At 70.7% G+C, this 17,116-nt stretch carries 12 protein-coding genes; 7 read left to right on the forward strand and 5 right to left on the reverse strand.

Going from position 1 to position 17,116, the window contains the following annotated elements; all coding sequences use genetic code 11:
• The first annotated feature begins 156 nt into the window (after nucleotides 1-156).
• The 5 genes from DNL27_RS06525 (at nucleotide 157) to DNL27_RS06545 (ending at nucleotide 8,391) form a co-directional block, all read left to right on the forward strand.
• Entirely contained in the window at nucleotides 157-2,550 is a 2,394-nt protein-coding gene (locus tag DNL27_RS06525; RefSeq protein WP_239494258.1) for a dephospho-CoA kinase, read from the forward strand.
• On the forward strand, nucleotides 2,516-3,142 hold the full coding sequence (coaE, locus tag DNL27_RS06530; RefSeq protein WP_050738045.1) for a dephospho-CoA kinase: 627 nt from the start codon (nucleotides 2,516-2,518) through the stop codon (nucleotides 3,140-3,142). The genes DNL27_RS06525 and coaE overlap by 35 nt, the downstream gene beginning before the upstream one ends.
• Nucleotides 3,143-3,355: 213 nt before the next feature.
• Complete coding sequence (gene uvrB / locus DNL27_RS06535) at nucleotides 3,356-5,491, forward strand: excinuclease ABC subunit UvrB (RefSeq protein ID WP_112235054.1); 2,136 nt, start codon at nucleotides 3,356-3,358, stop codon at nucleotides 5,489-5,491.
• Nucleotides 5,492-5,598: 107 nt separating this feature from the next.
• Nucleotides 5,599-6,813, forward strand: coding sequence for a TerC family protein (locus DNL27_RS06540; RefSeq protein ID WP_112235055.1), 1,215 nt, complete (start codon nucleotides 5,599-5,601; stop codon nucleotides 6,811-6,813).
• Nucleotides 6,814-7,083: 270 nt separating this feature from the next.
• The gene (locus tag DNL27_RS06545; protein ID WP_112235056.1) at nucleotides 7,084-8,391 is read left to right on the forward strand and encodes a TerC/Alx family metal homeostasis membrane protein; all 1,308 of its coding nucleotides are present in this window, start codon (nucleotides 7,084-7,086) and stop codon (nucleotides 8,389-8,391) included.
• A gap of 212 nt (nucleotides 8,392-8,603) precedes the next feature.
• Here the strand turns inward: DNL27_RS06545 and DNL27_RS06550 are convergent, their stop codons facing one another.
• From DNL27_RS06550 to DNL27_RS06570, 5 genes are all read right to left on the reverse strand, one after another.
• Nucleotides 8,604-9,104, reverse strand: coding sequence for a hypothetical protein (locus DNL27_RS06550; RefSeq protein WP_012398264.1), 501 nt, complete (start codon nucleotides 9,102-9,104; stop codon nucleotides 8,604-8,606).
• Entirely contained in the window at nucleotides 9,101-9,838 is a 738-nt protein-coding gene (locus DNL27_RS06555) for a transcriptional regulator (protein WP_112235057.1), read from the reverse strand. Before DNL27_RS06555 ends, DNL27_RS06550 begins: the two co-directional genes overlap by 4 nt.
• A gap of 75 nt (nucleotides 9,839-9,913) precedes the next feature.
• Nucleotides 9,914-12,526 carry an RNA helicase gene (locus DNL27_RS06560; protein ID WP_112235058.1) on the reverse strand — a complete coding sequence of 871 codons (2,613 nt, stop codon included), beginning with the start codon at nucleotides 12,524-12,526 and terminating at the stop codon, nucleotides 9,914-9,916.
• 131 nt (nucleotides 12,527-12,657) lie between these two features.
• A complete protein-coding gene (locus tag DNL27_RS06565; RefSeq protein WP_112235059.1) occupies nucleotides 12,658-13,650 on the reverse strand; it encodes a bile acid:sodium symporter family protein in 993 nt (330 codons plus the stop codon).
• On the reverse strand, nucleotides 13,647-14,303 hold the full coding sequence (locus DNL27_RS06570; RefSeq protein ID WP_041297581.1) for an MBL fold metallo-hydrolase: 657 nt from the start codon (nucleotides 14,301-14,303) through the stop codon (nucleotides 13,647-13,649). The genes DNL27_RS06565 and DNL27_RS06570 overlap by 4 nt, the downstream gene beginning before the upstream one ends.
• Before the next feature lie 216 nt (nucleotides 14,304-14,519).
• Here DNL27_RS06570 and DNL27_RS06575 point away from each other — a divergent pair, with 216 nt between their 5' ends.
• Both DNL27_RS06575 and DNL27_RS06580 read left to right on the forward strand, forming a co-directional pair.
• The gene (locus DNL27_RS06575) at nucleotides 14,520-15,035 is read left to right on the forward strand and encodes a MarR family winged helix-turn-helix transcriptional regulator (protein WP_112235060.1); all 516 of its coding nucleotides are present in this window, start codon (nucleotides 14,520-14,522) and stop codon (nucleotides 15,033-15,035) included.
• Between the two features lie 116 nt (nucleotides 15,036-15,151).
• Nucleotides 15,152-17,032, forward strand: coding sequence for an MDR family MFS transporter (locus tag DNL27_RS06580; RefSeq protein ID WP_112235061.1), 1,881 nt, complete (start codon nucleotides 15,152-15,154; stop codon nucleotides 17,030-17,032).
• The last annotated feature ends 84 nt before the right edge of the window (nucleotides 17,033-17,116 follow it).

Raw genomic sequence — 17,116 nt, forward strand, 5'->3', positions numbered from 1 at the left:
CGCCCCGGCACGGCGCGGGGTGGTTCCGGTCACGGGCGGTCCCGTCCCACGGTGCGGACGGACTCGGACCGGGGACGGTGGTGCCGCTACAGTGAGGTCGGCCGCCCGTGCGGCGACCGTCACGCCCACTCGACCCCGACCGAAAGCGCAAGCTCCGTGCTCAACCGCCTCCACGACCGACTCGGGCTCCGCACCACGCCCTCCATCTTCTTCGTCTCCGCGGCCCTGGTGGTGGTGTTCACCGCGGCCATGGGGCTTTTCCCCGGACCGGTGCAGGGGATCTTCGGGGCGGTGGCCCACGTGCTGCGCTACCAGACGGGGTGGTTCTACACGTTCAGCGTGACCGCCCTCGTGATCTTCGCGCTCGGCCTCGCGGTGAGCCGCTACGGGCGCGTCCGGATCGGCGACGACGACTCCTCACCCGCGTACTCCGGCCTCACCTGGTTCGGGATGCTCTTCGCCGCGGGCGTGGGCGCGGTGCTCATGTTCTGGGGAGTGGCCGAGCCGATCAACCACTACGCCAACCCGCCCATGTACGGCACGGAGCCGGGTTCCGACCAAGCGGCCGTGGAGGCGCTGAACATCGCCAACTTCCACTTCGGGCTGCACATGTGGGTGATCCTGGCCGTGCCGGGGCTGGCGTTCGGGTACTTCACGTACAAGCGCAAGCTCCCGCCGCGCGTGTCCTCCGCGTTCCACCCCCTGCTCGGTGACGGCATCCACGGGCCGTGGGGCAAGGCCATCGACATCCTCTCCATCGTGGCCACCGTGTTCGGGCTCGCGGTCTCCGTGGGCCTCGGGGCCCTGCAGATCAACAGCGGTCTCACGTACGTGTACGGGATCCCCATGGCCGGGTGGATCCAGGCCGTGATCATCGCACTGATCACGGCGGTGGGCCTGGCGTCCGTGCTCGCGGGCATGGAGAAGGGCGTCAAGCGGCTGTCCTACGCCAACATCATCCTGGCCGTGGCGCTCATGCTGTTCGTGCTCATGGCCGGGGCCAGCATGGACACGATGCGCGCGGTCGTGGAGTCCGCGGGCAGCTACGTGAACCAGCTGCCCACGCTCGCGTTCTTCAACGACACCTTCGGCGGCGGCCAGTGGTCCGGGGACTGGACCGTCTTCTACTGGGCCTGGACCGTCACGTGGGCGCCGTTCGTGGGCATGTTCGTGGCCAAGATCTCCCGCGGGCGCACCATCCGCGAGTTCGTGGTGGGCGTGCTGGGCGTGCCGTCCGCGTTCGTGGTGGTCTGGATGGGGATCTACGGCTACAACGCGATCCGCGTGGACCGCGCCCCCGGCACCGAGGGCAGCCTCACGGAGACCATCGTCACGCAGGGCAACGCGGAGGCGGCCCTGTTCCAGTTCCTGCAGTCCATGCCGTGGTTCGCGGTCACGGCGATCGTGGCGCTGATCGTGATCACCGTCTTCTTCATCACCTCGATCGACTCCGGGGCCCTGGTGATGGACGCCATGGCCAACGGCCACGAGGACGAGGCACCGCGGCGCCAGCGGATCTTCTGGACCCTCGCGGTGGGCGCGGTGTGCATGGCCATCGTGGTGACCTCGGGCGAGAACGGGCTCAACGCCCTGCAGGAGGTCATCATCGTGATCGGCGCCCCGGTGATGGTCCTCGAGGTGCTGCAGGCGGTGATGCTGCTGCAGGCGCTGCGCCAGGACGCCGGCACCGCGCGGCCCATGCGCACCCGGCAGTGGAAGCGCGTGCTGCCCGCGGAGGAGTACCACCGCCGGGCGCAGGAGGACACCTCGGCGGTGTCCGAGTTCGTGATCCGCCCCGAGTACGAGGTGGGCACCGAGCCCGAGCACGACACCCACCAGCCGCGCACGTGGCACTGGCAGCGCGAGCAGGAGGGGCGCCCGGTGTTCCAGCTCGCTCTCACGGGCGGCGCCTCGGCGGGCAAGCGCACCGCCGCCCACGCGTTCGAGGAGCTCGGCGCGGTCATGCTCGACAGCGCGGAGATGTGGCGGGAGCTGCTGGAGTCCGGCACGGAGACCCGCGCGGAGGTGGACCGCATCTTCGGTGAGCAGCTGCCCACGGGCCCGGGGGCGGACGCCGCCGAGACCATGGACGCCCTGGACGAGCTGATGGCCGGCAACGACACCGTCCGGGCGCGCGCCCACGAGCTGCTGATGCCCCACATGCGGGAGTCCGCGCGGCGTCGTGCCCGCGAGGCCGGGCCCGACCGCGTGATGGTCCAGGTGCTGCGGGACCCCCTGGAGACCGAGCAGCGGGACCGCTTCGACCTCGTGGTGGCCGTCGCGGCCCCGGCGGAGGAGCGCGTGCAGCGCCTGCGCCGGGACGAGGGCGTGCCCGCGGACGTCGCGTGGGAGATCGTGGACCAGGCGCCCTCCGACGACGAGACCCGCGAGGTCGCCGACCGCGTGATCGTCAACGACGACGGCGTCGAGCGGGTCCGCGAGCAGGTGCGCGAGATCTGGGAGGACGTCGTCCGCCCGGTGCTCGACGAGGACGAACCGAAGGAGGCCACCGACGATGACGACGCCGTTCGCACGCCCGGGGCGCACTGACGTGCTGCGCGTGGGGCTCACCGGGGGCATCGCCTCCGGGAAGTCGACCGTCTCCCGCTGCCTCGCGGAGCTCGGGGCCGTCGTGGTGGACGCGGACGCGATCGCGCGCCGGCTGCAGGAACCGGGTGAGGACGGCTACGAGGCCGTGGTCGAGCACTTCGGCGACACCGTGGTGGACGCGGCCACCGGTCGCCTGGACCGCGCGGCGCTGGCGGGGATCGTGTTCGCGGACGAGGCCAAGCTCGCGGAGCTCAACGCCATCATGCACCCCCTCGTGCGCGCCGAGGCCGCGCGGCTCGCGGCCGACGTGCCGCCGGGGGGCGTGCTCGTGCAGGACATCCCGCTGCTCGTGGAGACCGGCCAGCACGCGGACATGGACCGCGTGCTGGTGGTCGAGGCCCCCGAGGCCGAGCGGGTCCGCCGCATGGTCGCCGACCGCGGGATGGACCCGGACGACGCACGCCGCCGCATCGCCGCCCAGGCCTCGGACGCGCAGCGCCGCGCCGTGGCCACCACGGTGTTCGACAACTCCGGGACCCCGCAGGAGCTGGAGCGCCAGGTCCGGCAGTGGTGGGCGGAGGAGACGGGCTGATCCGCCGCCCGCACCGCGGCCGCCGCTGACCCGCCGTGGCGCTGGGTGGGCCGGCCCGACCTGTGGGGCTCGCCCTGTGCCGCTCGGGCGGTGGAGCCCGAGCCGGGGCCGTGGATCGTCTCGCAGGGGTGGAGCACGCCCGGGTGCGGTGGGGCACCCGGGCGGCCGTGCGTCGTCGTCGTGCGTGTCTGAGGGCGCGCGTACGCTGATGCCATGTCGCTCGCCCAGAAGATCAACCGTGTGGTCGCCCCGTTCGAGGTCGTCTCGGAGTTCCAGCCCGCCGGGGACCAGCCGAAGGCCATCGCGGAGCTCTCCGAACGCATCCAGGGCGGGGAGAAGGACGTGGTGCTCATGGGCGCCACGGGCACCGGCAAGTCCGCCACGGCGGCGTGGCTGATCGAGGCCGTGCAGCGGCCCACGCTGCTGCTCGTGCAGAACAAGACGCTCGCCGCGCAGCTGGCCAACGAGCTGCGGGAGCTGCTGCCGAACAACGCCGTGGAGTACTTTGTCTCCTACTACGACTACTACCAGCCGGAGGCCTACGTCCCGCAGACGGACACCTTCATCGAGAAGGACTCCTCGATCAACGAGGAGGTCGAGCGGCTGCGCCACTCCGCCACCAACGCGCTGCTGACCCGTCGGGACACCGTGGTGGTCTCCACAGTCTCGTGCATCTACGGCCTGGGCACGCCCGAGGAGTACGTCAAGCAGATGGTCACCCTGGCCGTGGGCCAGGAGATGGACCGGGACGCTCTGCTGCGCCAGTTCGTGAACATGCAGTACGTGCGCAACGACGTCGACTTTCACCGTGGCACGTTCCGCGTGCGCGGTGACACCGTGGAGATCATCCCCATGTACGAGGAGAACGCGTTGCGCATCGAGTTCTTCGGGGACGAGATCGAGGCCATCTACACCCTGCACCCGCTCACCGGGGAGGTCATCAACGAGGAGCAGGAGATGTACGTGTTCCCGGCCTCCCACTACGTGGCCGGCGCGGAGCGGATGGCCACCGCCATCGAGTCCATCCAGCAGGAGCTGCAGGAGCGGCTGCAGGAGCTCGAGTCCCAGAACAAGCTCGTGGAGGCCCAGCGGCTGCGCATGCGCACGCAGTACGACCTCGAGATGATGGAGCAGATGGGCTACTGCAACGGCATCGAGAACTACTCGCTGCACATCGACGGCCGCCCGCGTGGCTCCGCCCCGCACTGCCTGCTGGACTACTTCCCGGACGACTTCCTGCTGATCATCGACGAGTCCCACGTGACCGTGCCGCAGATCGGCGGCATGTACGAGGGGGACATGTCCCGCAAGCGCACACTGGTGGACCACGGCTTCCGCCTGCCCTCCGCCATGGACAACCGGCCCTTGAAGTGGGGGGAGTTCCTGGAGCGGATCGGGCAGACCATGTACATGTCCGCCACCCCGGGCCCGTACGAGATGTCCAAGGTGGACTCCGTGGTGGAGCAGATCATCCGTCCCACGGGACTCGTGGACCCGCAGGTGGTCGTGAAGCCCACCAAGGGCCAGATCGACGACCTCCTGGAGCAGATCGAGCTGCGCGTGGAGCGGGACGAGCGCGTGCTCGTGACCACCCTGACCAAGCGCATGGCGGAGGACCTCACCGAGTACCTCATGGAGCACGGTGTCAAGGTCCAGTACCTGCACTCGGACGTGGACACCCTCAAGCGCGTGGAGCTGCTGCGGGAGCTGCGCATGGGCACGTTCGACGTGCTCGTGGGCATCAACCTGCTGCGCGAGGGCCTGGACCTGCCCGAGGTCTCCCTCGTGGCCATCCTCGACGCGGACAAGGAGGGCTTCCTGCGCTCCACCACGTCCCTGATCCAGACGATCGGCCGTGCCGCCCGCAACGTCTCGGGCGAGGTCCACATGTACGCGGACAAGATCACCCGCTCCATGGACGTGGCCATCGAGGAGACCAACCGCCGCCGCGAGATCCAGGTGGCGTACAACACGGAGCACGGGATCGACCCCCAGCCCCTGCGCAAGAAGATCGCGGACATCACGGACCAGCTGGCCCGCGAGGACGAGGACACCAAAACCCTGCTGGCCCAGCGCTCGGCGGCCAACAACCACACGGCCCCCGTCAAGGGCGGCAAGGGAAAGAACTCCGAGAAGGACGGCGCGGCCGCTGCGGCCGAGTCCAAGCTGCTGCGGGACGGCGTGGCCGCGGCCCCGGCGGAGGACCTCGTGGAGCTCATCGAGAGCCTCAGCGAGCAGATGCGCAACGCGGCCGCCGAGCTGAAGTTCGAGCTCGCCGGGCGGCTGCGGGACGAGATCGCCGACCTCAAGAAGGAGCTGCGCCGGATGAAGGACGCCGGGCACGCGTGAGCCGGGCCAAGCGGCCCGGGACCGGCGGGAGCCGTCGGGTAAACTGGCGGCTCTGTACGGCCCGGTCCCGGGTTGTTCCCTGCCACTCTCACGCCTAAGGGGTACCCGTGGAGATTTCCGGACTGCAATGGGGGATCACCATCGCGGTGATCGTGAGCCTGCTCGCCTACGACTTCATCTTCCACGCACGCAAACCGCACGAGCCGACCGTCAAGGAAGCGGCCATGTGGACCAGCCTCTACGTGACCCTCGCCCTGCTGTTCGGGCTGATCGTGCTGTTCTGGGACGGGCCCGGTTTCGCCGCGGAGTACTACGCCGGCTTCGTCACGGAGCAGGCGCTGTCCGTGGACAACCTGTTCGTGTTCCTGATCATCATGGCCTCGTTCAAGGTGCCCCGGGCGGACCAGCAGAAGGTCCTGCTGTTCGGCATCGTCGTGGCGCTGATCGCCCGGACCCTGTTCATCTTCGTGGGTGCCGCGGCGATCAACCGCTGGTCCGCGCTGTTCTACGTGTTCGGGCTGTTCCTGATCTACACCGCGGGCAACCTGGTCAAGGGTGAGGTCACGGACGCGGACGAGGAGGACGAGGCCAACAACGTGATGGTCCGCCTGGCCAAGCGCTTCCTCAAGACCACGGACGAGTACGACGGGGACAAGCTGTTCACCGAGGTGGACGGCAAGCGCATGATGACCCCCATGCTGCTGGTCATGGTGGCCATCGGCCTCACGGACATCATGTTCGCGCTGGACTCGATCCCCGCGATCTTCGGGCTCACCCAGGAGACCTACATCGTCTTCACGGCCACGGCGTTCTCGCTCATGGGCCTGCGCCAGCTGTACTTCCTGATCGACGGGCTGCTGGACCGGCTCATCTACCTGTCCTGGGGCCTGGCCATCATCCTGGGCTTCATCGGCGTGAAGCTCATCCTGCACGCGCTGCACGAGAACACCCTGTCCTTTATCAACGACGGCCAGTCCGTGCACGTGGTGGAGGTCAGCACGGGCTTCTCGCTCGCGGTGATCGTGGGGGTGCTGGTGCTCACGGTCGTGGCGTCCCTGTTCAGCCCCAAGGGCCGGGCGGTGCGGATCATCAACGGCGCGCGGGACTGGTCCGAGCGCTACCTCAGCCTCCCGGAGTCCGCGCCGCTGGAGGAACGCACCCAGGCCGCCGAGAAGATGAAGAAGTACCGGGACCAGCTGCCCTCCGTGAAGGCCAAGTACCGGGACGAGCTCATCGAGTCCGAGGCCCGCTACCGCGACCTCCTCGAGCGTGCCCACGGGCTGCGGGAGCAGCGCCTGGCCCAGGCCGACGGCGGCAAGTAGCAGCACGCCCGGCACAGCACCTCGCGCTCTGGCGCCCCACCGGCGGTGAACCGGTGGGGCGCCGTCGTCTGCACCGGGGGACTGGGCGGCAGCTCCCGCAGCCGGTAGGATGGTCCACGATCAAGGGAGTATCCCTCACCTTCCGTGTACGTCAGTACGTTCGGCGCCACCGCCGGGCCGGGCACGGACCACGTCAGATCGCCCACCCGAGGTGCGGCGGACGTGGGGGAGAGACTTGTGCGGTTCACACACCCACAAGGAGACCCTTCCGTGGAGATCACCTCCCTGCAGTGGGGCATCACCATTGCCCTCATCCTGGGCCTGCTGGTCTACGACTTCCTCTTCCACGTCCGCACGCCGCACGAACCCACCGTCCGAGAGGCCGCGGTGTGGTCCGCGGTCTACGTGGGCATCGCCCTGCTGTTCGGGCTGGTGATCCTGGTCCTGGACGGGCCCACCCTGATGGCCGAGTACTACGGCGGCTACGTCACGGAGAAGGCCCTGTCCGTGGACAACCTCTTCGTGTTCCTCATCATCATGGGGTCCTTCGCAGTGCCGCGCGCGGACCAGCAGAAGGTCCTGCTGTTCGGCATCGTCTTCGCGCTCGTGGCCCGCACGGCGTTCATCTTCGTGGGCGCGGCCGCGATCAACGCGTTTGCCTGGGTGTTCTACCTGTTCGGCCTGATCCTCGTGTTCACCGCGGGCAACCTCATCAAGGGGGAGCTCGCGCAGGACAAGGAGGACGACGCCAACAACATCGTGGTGCGCCTGGCCCGGCGGCTGTTCCACACCACCGAGCACTACGACGGCGACAAGCTGTTCACCGTGCACCACGGCAAGCGCGCGCTGACCCCCATGCTGCTGGTGATGGTGGCGATCGGCGGCACCGACATCCTCTTCGCCCTCGACTCGATCCCCGCGATCTTCGGCCTCACGCAGGAGCCGTACATCGTGTTCACGGCCACGGCGTTCTCGCTCATGGGGCTGCGCCAGCTCTACTTCCTGATCGACGGGCTGCTGGACCGGCTGATCTACCTCTCGTGGGGGCTGTCCGTGATCCTCGCGTTCATCGGCGTGAAACTCATCCTGCACGCGCTGCACGAGAACACCCTGCCGTTCATCAACGACGGCCAGCACGTCTCCGTCGTGGAGATCGGGATCGGAACGTCGCTCGCGGTGATCGTGGGGGTGCTGGTGGTGACGGTCCTCGCGTCCCTGCTCAGCCCCAAGGGCCGCGCGCTGCGTACCATTCAGCGTACCCAGGAGCTCACGGAGCGCTACCTGGCCCTGCCGGGCGACGCCCCCGCGGCCGAGCGCAACGAGCTTGCGTCGGAGCTTTCCGCACTGCAGGCCCACTTCCCGCGGATCTCGGAGAAGCACAAGAACGAGCTGATAGAGCACCGCGCGCGCTTCCGCCACATGCTCGAAACGGCCCGTGGGCAGCACCGCGAGTTCCAGGAGACGGGGGCGGTGCGCACGCCGTCCCCGGACGCGGGAGACACCTCCGGTGCCGCGCCGGACGTCGCCTCCGCTTCCGACGCGGGCGGCACCCGCGGGGCGGGCTCGTCCCCGGCCTAGCGCAGCGGCCCCGGCCTTCACGTGCCCGTGCCGCAACAGGGCCGGGGCCCGCGCCAGCGCACCGTGCTGAGGTCCGTCCCGGCAGGGCTGGCAGTGCGGCGGGTCCTCGGCCGGGCCGCTGCACCGCCCGACGACGCCGCACGGCCCAGTCCCGGGGTCGGTCGCCCACCCGGGGAAGGAGCGCGCGGCCCACCCGTGAGGAGAACCGTCACCTACCCGGCGGAGGGCCCCGGCGGCGTCGTGCACCACAGGGCCGCCCCCGCGAACAGCGCGGCCCACAGCAGCGAGACCAGGGTGCCGATGATGAACTGCTCGCGCTGCTGCGCGTTGGTGAACTCCCCGTAGCGCGCGAGACCCTTGACGGCCACGACCACCCCGATGCCCGCGACCATGCCGGTGAGTAGCGAGACGATGGCGGCGGCGCGTTCGAGCGCGCCGATCACGAGCCCGCCGCGCAGGGGCGGGTCCACGGGATCGGCCACGGCCTCGGACTCGTTCCACGGACTCTCGCCGGGCTGGGCGCGCACCGCGGAGAGGTCCGCGAACGCGAACACGGCACGAACCACGGGATCCCCGGACAGGGTCCCCGCCACGAGCAGGGCGGGGAAGGCCCAGGTGGGCGGCACGGTTCCGGCGGCGAACGTCCACGCTACGGTGACGAGCACCAGCGCGAGGGGAAGCACCACGGTGGCGAGCGGGCGGATGTGGGTCACGAGCGGGTACCTCCCCGGGAGGACACCGCGTGGGTGGTCTGCGCGGGGGCGTCCTGCCGCGCGGAGTGCCCGTGCCCATGTTCGACAGGGGCGGAAGTGGCCAGCGGGCTCGTGGACCGGGCGGGGGAGCGTCGAAGCGGTGCCGCCGCGGCGCCGTCCGCGAGCTCCAGCACGGCGGTGAGGGCCTCCCGGGCCGCGTGCTCCTGGTGCCACAGGGCGGCGTCGAGGCGCCGGGACACGGAGGACTGCGTGATCCCCAGGTGCTGGGCCATCTGCTGCTGGGTCATCCCGGTCTCGGCCAGGGCCACGGCGGCGGCACCCGAGTCCGTGCGGCGCTCCCGCACGGCGCACAGCAGGCCCAGCAGGGCGTCCGCGCGTTCGGCCCACTCGCCGCCGCGCACGGCCGGGCCGCCCGCGTCCTTCGCGGCCTGGACGGCCTCGCGGGCCGCCACGAAGGCCGCCCCGGTGTTCTCCCGCGCCGCCTCGGCGAGCGGGCGGTCCACGTCCCCGACGCCGAGACCCACGTGCCACGAGCCGGCGTCGGCGAGGGCGAGGACGGCCTGCAGGGCGGGCGCGGCGTCGTCGTAGAGGGCCTGGAGCTCGTCCCCGGCGGTGATGTCCCACTCCACGAGCGGGCGGGGGAGGTTCCTCCGGCACGCGTCGAGGTGCTCACGCATGTCCAGCCGTTCGGCGTCGGCGCGGGAGTCGCGACGGTCCACGGTCAGCGCAAACACGATCCGCTCCTCTCGTTCATGCGGTCTCGCCTGCATAGTAGCTGAAGATGCGGTTCCACCTGCATAGTGGGGCCGTCAGCGGCCCGTGTCCGTCACCGGACCCACGTTGTCCACGAGCACGGCGGGGAAGCCGTCCTCGTCGGAGGCCGCCAGGTCGATGCGCGCGTTGATGCCCCAGTCGTGGTGGCCGTCGGGGTCGTCGAAGACCTGCACCACGGTCCAGAAACCCGGGAGCCCCTCGGGGTCCTCGGTGATGCGGATCAGGGAGGGGCCACGGGACTGGGTGTCGGTGTAGAGGTCCTCGTACTCGTCGAAGTACGCGTCCATGGCATCCGCCCAGCGGTCGCGGTCCCAGCCGGACTTCTCGTCCAGGGCCCCGAGCACCTTCTCCTTCTCCTGGGCGAAGAGCTCCACGCGCTGGAACAGGGCGTTGCGCACCATCACGCGGAAGGCCCGGGGGTTGGAGGTGACCCCCTCGGGCTGTTCCGCCACGAGCTCCTCCAGGGAGTCCGCGCTGGTCCCGGACGGGGACTCCTCGCCGGAGGCGAGCTTCTCCCACTCGTCCAGCAGGGAGTTGTCGGTCTGGCGGATGCTCTCGCCCAGCCACTCCACGAGGTCCGTGAGAGTCTCGGTGGTGGCGTCCACGGGCACGGTCTGGCGCAGGGCCTTGTACGCGTCCGAGAGGTAGCGCAGCAGGATGCCCTCGGAGCGGGCCAGACCGTAGTACTGCACGTAGTCCCCGAAGGTCATGGCGCGCTCATACATGTCCCGCACGATCGACTTGGGGGACAGCTCGAACTGGGACACCCACGGGGCGGAACCCCGGTAGGTCTCGAACGCCTGGTCCAGCAGCTCCCTCAGCGGCTGCGGGTAGGTGATCTCGTCCAGCTCGCGCATGCGTTCCATGTACTCGAGGCCCTCGGCCTTCATGGCGGCCAGCGCCTCGCCCTTGACCTTCTTCTCCTGCATGGTCAGCACCTGGCGGGGCTTCTCCAGGGTGGCCTCGATGACCGAGACCACGTCCAGCGCATAGGTCTCGGACTCGGGGTCCAGCAGACCCAGGGCGGCGAGCGCAAAGGGGGAGAGGGGCTGGTTGAGCGCGAAGTTCTCCTGCAGCTCCACCGTGAGGCGGTAGCGGCGCCCGGTCTCGTCCGGTTCCGGCAGCCGCACCACCACACCGGCACGCAGCAGCTCCTTGAGGATGGACAGGGCGTGGCGCAGCAGGGCGCGCTGCCGGGCGCGGGGCTCGTCCACGGCGGTGAGCAGCCGGTACCCCGCGGCGATGTTGTCCCCGGGGCGCTGCAGCATGTTGAGCACCATGGAGTGGGTGATGGCGAAGGACGAGCTCAGCTGCTCGGGGGTGGCCTCCACGAGGTGCTCGAAGGTCTTGCGGCTCCAGGAGACGAAGCCCTCGGGCGCCTTCTTCTTGGGCACCTGGCGCAGCTTCTTCTGGTCGTCGCCGTGCTTGGCGCGTGCCTTGGCCATGGCGCGCTCGTTCTCGATCACGTGCTCGGGGGCCTGGACCACCACGGTCCCGGCGGTGTCGTAGCCGGCGCGCCCGGCGCGGCCGGCGATCTGGTGGAACTCGCGTGCACTGAGCCGGCGGGTGCGGCGGCCGTCGTACTTGGACAGCGCGGTGATCAGCACCGTGCGGATGGGCACGTTGATCCCCACGCCCAGGGTGTCCGTGCCGCAGATGACCTTGAGCAGACCGGTCTGCGCCAGCTGCTCCACGAGCCGGCGGTACTTGGGCAGCATGCCCGCGTGGTGCACGCCGATCCCGTGGCGCACGAGCCGGTTGAGGGTCTTGCCGAAGCCCGCGGAGAACCGGAAGTCCTTGATGAGCTCCGCGACCCGCTGCTTCTCCTCCTTGCTGAGCACGTCCACGGACATCAGGCTCTGCGCCTGCTCCGCGGCCGCCAGCTGCGAGAAGTGGACCACGTACACGGGCGCCTGGTGGGTGGTGAGCAGCTCCTCCAGCTCCTCGTGGATGGGCCGCTCGGAGTAGTAGAAGTGCAGGGGGATGGGCCGCTCCCCGGAGGAGACCAGGGACGTGGCCCGACCCGTGGTCTCGGTGAGCCGCTGCTCGATGCGAGTGACGTCCCCCAGGGTGGCGCTCATCAGCAGGAACTGCGCCTGCGGCAGCTCGATGAGCGGCACCTGCCACGCCCACCCGCGCTGGGGGTCGGAGTAGAAGTGGAACTCGTCCATGACCACCAGGCCGAGATCCGCGTCCCGGCCCTCGCGCAGGGCGACGTTCGCGAGGATCTCGGCGGTGCAGCACACGATGGGCGCATCCGCGTTCACGGCGGAGTCCCCGGTGACCATGCCCACGTTCTCCGCCCCGAAGATCTCGCAGAGGTCGAAGAACTTCTCGGACACGAGCGCCTTGATGGGCGCGGTGTAGTAGGAGCGCTGCCCGCGCGCGAGGCCCGCGAAGTGCGCGGCCACGGCCACGGTGGACTTCCCGGAGCCGGTGGGGGTGGCCAGGATGACGTTGGAGCCGTTCGCCACCTCCAGCACGGCCTCGTCCTGCGCCGGGTAGAGCTCCATGTCCCGCGAGGCGATCCACCCGAGGAACCCCTCGTAGATCTCGTCCTCGCTCAGCGGGTTGGACGCGAAGTCACCCCGCAGGTACCGGTGACCGGGGGCGGAGAGGTCTGGGGCCAGGGAGTCGAGGAGTTTCATCCCCGCCAGCCTATCCGCCGGGGCGGACACGCAGTCGGGCGCGGCGTGCGGCGCCGGGCACCCGGCCCCGCGGCGTCGTCGCCCGTGGCACCGCCCGGAACGGGACCGGTGCAGGGGCGCCGGGGAGGTGCTCAGTCCGCGGTGCGTGCGGTGCGTGCGTCCGCGCGGCGGCACAGCAACGCGAAGACCGCGCCGGAGAGGTTGTGCCACACCGAGAACACCGCGCCGGGCAGCGCGGCCAGCGGCGACATGTACTGGGCGGCGAGACCGGCGGCGAGGCCGGAGTTCTGCATGCCCACCTCGATCGCGGTGGTGCGTCGCACGGGCGCGGGCTGGCCGGTCACCCGGCCCACGAGCCACCCCAGGGTCATGCCCAGGGCGTTGTGCACCGCCACCGCCACGAGCACCAGCAGGCCGGCCTGCAGGATCTTCTCCGCGGAGCCCGAGACCACGATGGCCACGATCACCGCGATCGTGAGCACGGACAGCCACGGCAGGACCGGGAGCAGTCGCGCGACCACGCGCGGCAGCACGAGGCGCACCACGAGTCCGGCCAGCACGGGCAGCAGCACCACCATGGCGATGGACTTCGCCATGGACCCGCCGTTGAGGGGCATGTAGGCTCCGGCGAGCCAGAGCGTCAGCAGGGGAGTGAGCAACGGGGCCAGCAGGGTGGAGATGGACGTCATGGTCACCGATACCGCCACGTCACCGCGCGCCAGGTAGGAGACCACGTTGGAGGCGGTGCCGCCCGGCGCGCAGCCCACCAGGATCACGCCCGCCGCGATCTCCGGGGGCAGCTGCAGAGCCCACGAGACGAGCACGGCGATGCCGGGCATCAGCACGTACTGGGCCATCACGCCCACGAGGATCGGCACGGGCCGGGTGGCCACGAGCGCAAAGTCCGCGGGGCGCAGGGTCAGCCCCATGCCGAACATCACGAGCCCCAGCAGGGGGTTCGTCCAGGGCGCGGCCTGGTGCACGGCGGGTGCGAAGAGGTATCCCGCCGCGCCACCGGCCAGCACGAGCAGGGGGAACACGAGCACCGCCACGTAGGCGGCGCGGTCCTCGGAGCGCCCCGCGGCGGCGTCATTCTGCGGAGCGGACGCGGGAGAGGCGCTCACCAGCCGCGCTCTTCCCACTCCCGCAGGTGCGGCCGCTCGGCCCCCAGCGTGGTGGGCTCGCCGTGGCCGGGGTGGATCACGGTGTCGTCGTCGAAGCGGTCGAAGATGCGCTCGGTGACGTCCTGGAAGAGCTGGCGGAAGTCCTCGGGGGAGTTCGTCTTCCCCAGTCCGCCGGGGAACAGGGAGTCCCCGGTGAAGATGTGCGCGGGCCCTTCAGGGTCCCGGTAGACCAGGGCGATCGATCCCGGCGTGTGCCCGCGCAGCTCGATGACCTCCAGCTCGATGCCGTCGAGCTCGGCGGTGTCCCCGTTGTCGAAGGTCAGGTCCATGGGCACGGCGATGTCCGCCTCGTCCGCGGTGCCGCACGCGGTCATGGCCTCGGCGTGGGTGGCCACGTCCTCCAGCGCGCGCACGTGGTCCCAGTGCGAGTGCGTGGTGATGATCAGCTGCAGGTTGCCCCAGTCGGAGCAGTCCCCGGAGCCCGCGGCGACCATCCCGGCAATGGCCCGGGCGTCGTCGGCGGCGTCGATGAGCACCTGGGTGCCCTCGGTCTTGGAGGTGAGCAGATACACGTTGTTTTCCATGTCGCTCACCGAGATCCGGCGGATCGTGATGTCGGTGAGCTCCGTGACCTCAGTCTGCGTAGCGATCATGCCCACGAGTGTAGGCGTCAGCACCGGCTGCGGCGAATAGCACGCCCGGCTGTGCGGGGCCTGCCCGCGCCGTGTGCCGAGGGTGGACAGCACCCGGCCCGAATTATATAGTTGCGTGAAGCAAATACTTGGGGGACGACGCCGCCGTGCCCACGGCCGCGCGCCTGCGGGCCGGGCCGTCGTCCCCGGGCACCACGGAAGGGGAGGACGCAGAGCATGGGGGTCTCGAACGGCACGGCCGAGCAGCTCGTCCGGGACCTCCTGGAGCTGCAGCGCGCCACCCGACGTGTGCTCAAGGCCACGGCCGCGCAGCGGGAGCTGACGGTGGTGCAGACCAACATCCTGACCATGCTCACGTGCATGCCGGGGCGCCGGGCCAAGGACATCGTGGCCGAGTCCAACCTGGGTGCGTCCGGCATGAGCCGCCAGCTGGCAGTGCTGGAGCAGCTGGGCCACGTGGTCCGCGCCCCGGACCCTGAGGACGGGCGGGCGCAGATCCTCAGCATCACCGACTCCGGACGGCGCGCCCTGGAGACGGCCCTGCGGGCGGACGCCCGCAGCCTCGTGGTGCGCCTAGCCGACCTGAGCGAGGCCGAGGCCGTCCGCACGAGTGCGGACCTCAAGCGCCTCACCGAGCTCTTCCTGAGCTCCTCCGGGATGTCCCCGATGACCACCGCCGTCCCCGTGGTGACCGGCGACCCCGGCCCGCCGGACCCCGGGCCCGGGCGCTGAGGAGGCCACAACCGCACGAACGGCGCGGCTCGCCCGCGCACGCCCCGCACCACATCCCCCACAGACCCCCGGCACAGCGCGCCCGGCACGGACCGGCGCGGAGAGGACACCTGCACATGACGCCAGCCCACCAGCCCACATCCCGTACCCGCCCCGCACGCACGAGCGAGCAGGAGCACCGGGACGTCCTGAGAGCGCTCACCGGCATCCTCGCGGCGTTCTTCATGGCCATGGTCACCCTGACCATCATCGGCACCGCGCTGCCCGTGATCATGGCGGACCTCGGCGGGGACCAGACCGCCCTGTCCTGGACCGTGACCGGGACCCTGCTGGCGAACGCCGTGACCACGCCGATGTGGGGCAAGCTCGCGGACCTCTTCGACAAGAAGAAGCTGCTGCTCATGGCCATCGCCATCTTCGTGATCGGCTCCGGGGCGGCGGGCATCGCGGGATCCATCGGGATGCTCGTGGTGGCCCGTGTGATCCAGGGCGTGGGCATGGGCGGGCTCATGGCCCTCGCCCAGACGATCCTCGGCACCATCATCCCGCCGCGCGAACGCGGGCGCTACGCCGGGTACATGGGTGCCGTGATGGCCGTGGCCACCTCCGTGGGACCCTTGCTGGGCGGGCTGATCGTGGACGCGTTCGGCTGGCGCTGGTGCTTCCTGATCCCCGTGCCGCTCTCCCTGGTGGCGGCGGTCATCATCGTCCGGACCCTGCACCTGCCCGAGGTCTCTCGCGACCGCTCGCCCAGGGTGGACTTCCTGGGCATGGGGCTGCTCGCGCTGGCCACCTCCGCGCTGCTGCTGTGGGTGTCCTTCGCGGGCAAGCTCTTCGCGTGGGGCTCGTGGGAGTCGGTGCTGTTGATCGTGCTGGCGCTCGTGACCGCCGTGGCCTTCGTGGCCGTGGAGCGCCGCGCGAGCGAGCCCACCATGCCGCTGCACGTGATCACGGAGCGCACCACGGTGCTCGCGATCATCGCGGCGATCGCCACGGGCGCCGCCATGTTCGCCTCCACCACCTACCTGGGCCAGTACTTCCAGCTCGGTCAGGGCTACACGCCCACGGAGTCCGGCCTGCTGATGCTCCCGCAGGTGGTCGGCTCGTTCCTGGGCTCCACGATCGCGGGTCAGCTGATCTCCCGCTTCGGGCGCTGGAAGCGGATCCTGGTCGTGGGCGCGGTGGTGCTCGCGGTGGGGCTCTTCCTCGGCGCCGGGCTCACGCACACGACCCCCGCGTGGCTCGTGGGGATCTTCATCTGCCTCGTGGGGCTGGGCGTGGGCACGCTCAACCAGAACCTCGTGCTCGCGGTGCAGAACACCGTGGGGCTCAAGGACATGGGCGCCGCGTCCTCCGCGGTCGCGTTCTTCCGCACGGTGGGCGGCGCCGTGGCGGTGTCCATGTTCGGTGCGCTGCTCACCCGGCACATGGCCACGCAGATGTCTCGGTTCGCGGCGGAGCACGGCATGGATTCCTCGGCCACGCCCGACGCCGCGTCCATTGACCTCGCGGGGCTGCCCCCCGAGGTGCTGGGGGCCGTCCGCGAGGCGTACGGCACGGGCACCGGTCTGCTGTTCCTCGTGGCCGGGATCGCGTCCCTCGTGACCCTGCTGTGCGTGCTGCTCATGAAGGAGACCCCGCTGCGCACCACCGTGGACGTGGCGGAGGTGGACCCCGAGACGGGTCAGATCACCCTGGTCACCAGGGAGGTCAACCCCGTGGAGGCCGCGGGGCTGCGGATGCAGCACGCGGAGACGGGGCAGATCCCGGTGGTGGACCCCACTGCCACGGGGCTGCGCCGGGGCGCGGGGGAGGAGGCAGCGGCCCATCCCCGGGACGAGGGCGCGACGCCGCACGCGGGCGACCCGGCGTCGTCGTCCCCCGGCGCCGACGGCGGGCGGACCGATCGCGCCGTCCACGAGACCGCGCAGCCCCGGGAGGACGACGCCGCCCGCGGCCCCGGGCGGGCGTCCGGCGGTCCGCGCCACCGGGCCTGAGCCCCCGCCCCGGGCGTTGCGCGCTGGGCTGACTCCCCGGGCGGGGGCCGTGGTCGTGTCGGGGCCGGGTACTAGAGTTGCAGC

Source organism: Kocuria sp. BT304 (assembly GCF_003290245.1).
Lineage (GTDB): Bacteria > Actinomycetota > Actinomycetes > Actinomycetales > Micrococcaceae > Kocuria > Kocuria rhizophila_A.

Bases quoted from the DNA above. Each gene is read 5' to 3' on its own strand.
- DNL27_RS06570 (WP_041297581.1), bottom strand. From the start codon at position 14,303: ATGATCGCTACGCAGACTGAGGTCACGGAGCTCACCGACATCACGATC.
- DNL27_RS06560 (WP_112235058.1), bottom strand. From the start codon at position 12,526: ATGAAACTCCTCGACTCCCTGGCCCCAGACCTCTCCGCCCCCGGTCAC.
- DNL27_RS06575 (WP_112235060.1), top strand. From the start codon at position 14,520: ATGGGGGTCTCGAACGGCACGGCCGAGCAGCTCGTCCGGGACCTCCTG.
- uvrB (WP_112235054.1), top strand. From the start codon at position 3,356: ATGTCGCTCGCCCAGAAGATCAACCGTGTGGTCGCCCCGTTCGAGGTC.
- DNL27_RS06580 (WP_112235061.1), top strand. From the start codon at position 15,152: ATGACGCCAGCCCACCAGCCCACATCCCGTACCCGCCCCGCACGCACG.
- coaE (WP_050738045.1), top strand. From the start codon at position 2,516: ATGACGACGCCGTTCGCACGCCCGGGGCGCACTGACGTGCTGCGCGTG.